A 3,161-nucleotide genomic window follows, 5' to 3' on the forward strand; every position below is an offset into this window, starting at 1 on the left:
ATTCTGGTGTAAATCGACGTCTCATTTTATCTGCCTCTATTAAAAGTTAGAGGCGACAACTATCCTGACACAGGGGGTTTACATCTCTTTTGCTTCTCTTAGTGCAATAAGATTTTAAGTGATTTATTCACAAAGAGGTTTAGAGGGCGCTGCGCTTTAGAGAAGCCAATAAGTAAGTAAAGTATCAGTTATAAATATTAAAAGCGGCGCTTTACGCGTAAGTAGGCTTTACGCCTACAAAAATAAAAAAACCGCGTTTAAATAAACGCGGTTTTTTTATTTCTAATTAACGATTTATTTTAATCGTTAATTTTTGCAAACGCAGTACCTAAGCGAGTAACCACTTCTGGTAGTTGGTCATCCAGTATTTCAGCTTTATCAGCACCCCATGCTAGTACCACAGTAGAGCCTAATTTAAAGCGACCCATTTCTTCACCCTTTTTAAGCGTGATAGCGTTATCGCCAGTGGTTGGGTATTTCCAACTAAATACATCGCTACCTGCTGGTGGCGTGACAGTGCCTGCCCAAATAGTTTCTATGCTGGCTACAATTGTTGCGCCAACAAGTACCATTGCAAGCGGACCAATCTCAGTTTCAAAAATTGCTACCACACGTTCGTTACGTGCAAACAAGTTAGGCACGTTTTGCGCTGTAAGTGGGTTTACTGAAAATAAATCACCTGGCACGTAAATCATTTTGCTTAGTGTGCCATCAATTGGCATATGAATACGGTGGTAATCTTTAGGCGCTAAATAAATAGTGGCAAACTTACCGCCTAAAAATGGTGTTGTATCATCTTGTGAGCCGCCTAGTAGCGCTTGTAAGCTGTAATCGTGGCCTTTAGCTTGTATTAGCTGTCCGTCAACAATATCGCCTAGCTGGCTGATTGCGCCATCCACTGGATGAATGATGATATTGCTATCTTCTACCATTGGGCGCATGCCGTCTTTTAAAGGGCGAGTAAAAAATTCATTAAAGCTTTTATAATGAGCCGGATCTGGGTATTGGGCTTCGCTCATATCTACTTTATATTGCTTAATAAATAGTTTAATTAAAGTCGTTGTTAAAGCACCCGCTTTTGCGGCAGCTAATTTGCCGACTACGCGTGAAATAAAATGTTTTGGCATTGCGTACTGCATTGCGATTTTAAATTTGTCTAAACTCACAGTATTTTTCCTAAATTATACGCGAGGCGCACGGGCGCCTGCACGGCCATCGGCCATTGTTTCTAAAATTCGGTGGTAGCTGTCAAAGCGCAATTGAGAAATTCTTCCATCGGCTACTGCTTCTTTAACGATGCAACCCGGATCGTTTAAATGTTTACAGTCTCTAAAGCGGCACCCGCCTATAAATTCTCTAAACTCTTTAAAGCACCACGTTACACGCTCAACATCTAAATGCCATAAACCAAACTCACGAATACCTGGCGAGTCGATTAGGTTACCGCCACTTGGTAAATGGTGAAGTCGCGAAACAGTTGTTGTGTGTTGGCCTAAGCCGCTGTTTTCAGATACTTCTTTAGTTAATATTTCAGCGTTAGGCAATACAGTATTAACGAGGGTTGATTTCCCCACACCACTTTGGCCAACAAAAATATTATTTTTATCAACAAGTACTTCTTTTAATTTATCAATACCATCGCCTGATATATTACTAACAAGGAGTACTTGGTAATCAAGTTTACGATAGATATCGAGAACTTTTTGTATTTCGTTAAGGCCTGCTTCGTCAATTAAATCGGTTTTATTGAGCACTAAAATTGGCTCAATGCCCATATCTTCACAGGCTATTAAATAACGGTCGATAATACTGGGTGTAAACTCGGGTAATACAGCCGATACCATGAGTATTTGGTCAATGTTGGCTGCAATAACTTTAACACCGTCGTAAAAGTCAGGGCGGGTAAGTTGCGAGCGACGCTCTTGCGTGGCTTCAATTACACCGGCTAAATCACCCTCACTTACTTTGGCACGGCGAAATAATACTTCATCACCACATACTAAATTAGACACAGTACGGCGTATATTACAGCGAAGTACATCGCCATTTTCAGTTTCGACATCGGCGTGTTGGCCAAAACGACTGATCACAATTGCGCTCTCGACCTGACCTAAGTTATCGGTTTGCCATTCTTGCGCCCCTTTTTTAGCCGGTCTTGAGTCTGCGCTATTAATGCGCTTTTGGTGATTGGCCTTGATCTGACGCGATTGGCCTTTACTTAATTTTTTTTGTTTTGCCACTGGAGGCCTATAACCTTAGTTAAATGTCGCTTTTCCTAAAAAAAGCTTTAGCTCGACGGTTGATGCTAATATGATATATCGAAATGCGTTGGATCTAAAGGAAAGCACCGCTTAGGTAATTATGACTATTAATAAATCAAATTTAATTTGGCTCGATCTTGAAATGACCGGACTCGAACCAGAGACCGATAAAATACTCGAAATTGCGACGGTTGTCACTGACGCAGACCTGAATATATTAGCCGAAGGGCCAACTATAGCTATTCATCAAAGTGATGAATTACTAAATGGCATGGACGAGTGGTGTACTACTCAGCATGGTAAGTCGGGTTTAACAGCACGCTGCAAAGCAAGTACCTTTGATGAAGCCTATGCTGTAGAGCAAACTTTAGCGTTTTTAAAGCAGTGGGTACCAGCAGGCACTTCGCCAATGTGTGGTAATTCAATTGGTCAAGACCGCCGCTTTATGAATAAATATATGCGCGAGCTTGAAGACTTCTTTCATTACAGAAATCTTGATGTGAGTACTATTAAAGAATTAGCACGTCGCTGGAAACCAGAAGTGCTTGCAAAAGTGAACAAAAAAGGCTCACACCTTGCTTTGGATGACATTAAAGATTCGATTATGGAATTAAAAGTCTATAGAGAAAATTTCTTTAATTTGTAAAAAACACTTGCAAACAGACTGTATTATTGTAGAATCCTGCCCCGCTCAAGACGATAACCCACGCGGGGTTAGTGTGTTTGAGTGATTGAATTACCATCAATAAATGCGGTACTAGCTCAGTTGCTAGAATGTTGAACGCGACCCGTCGCGCACCAACGTAAAATAACTGAAGAAGTGAAAATGCGGTACTAGCTCAGTTGGTAGAGCGCGACCTTGCCAAGGTCGAGGTCACGAGTTCGAGCCTCGTGTACCGC

The 3,161-nt window shown here is 41.3% G+C and carries 3 protein-coding genes and 1 tRNA gene; 2 read left to right on the forward strand and 2 right to left on the reverse strand.

Annotated features, from left to right (window positions below):
- Window positions 1-299: 299 nt before the first annotated feature.
- Window positions 300-1,166: an archaetidylserine decarboxylase gene (asd, locus tag I6F54_RS20070; RefSeq protein ID WP_004336058.1), complete on the reverse strand. Its 867-nt coding sequence runs from the start codon at window positions 1,164-1,166 to the stop codon at window positions 300-302.
- 15 nt (window positions 1,167-1,181) lie between these two features.
- On the reverse strand, window positions 1,182-2,240 hold the full coding sequence (gene rsgA / locus I6F54_RS20075; RefSeq protein ID WP_010554253.1) for a small ribosomal subunit biogenesis GTPase RsgA: 1,059 nt from the start codon (window positions 2,238-2,240) through the stop codon (window positions 1,182-1,184).
- A gap of 121 nt (window positions 2,241-2,361) precedes the next feature.
- Between rsgA and orn the strand changes: the two genes are divergently transcribed.
- Together orn and I6F54_RS20085 are read left to right on the forward strand one after the other, a co-directional pair.
- The gene (gene orn / locus I6F54_RS20080) at window positions 2,362-2,907 is read left to right on the forward strand and encodes an oligoribonuclease (RefSeq protein WP_007585019.1); all 546 of its coding nucleotides are present in this window, start codon (window positions 2,362-2,364) and stop codon (window positions 2,905-2,907) included.
- A gap of 182 nt (window positions 2,908-3,089) precedes the next feature.
- Window positions 3,090-3,161 (forward strand) — tRNA-Gly (locus I6F54_RS20085).

Origin of the sequence: Pseudoalteromonas sp. SWXJZ10B, assembly GCF_015864475.1 — a bacterium.
In the GTDB taxonomy this organism is placed as follows: domain Bacteria; phylum Pseudomonadota; class Gammaproteobacteria; order Enterobacterales; family Alteromonadaceae; genus Pseudoalteromonas; species Pseudoalteromonas arctica.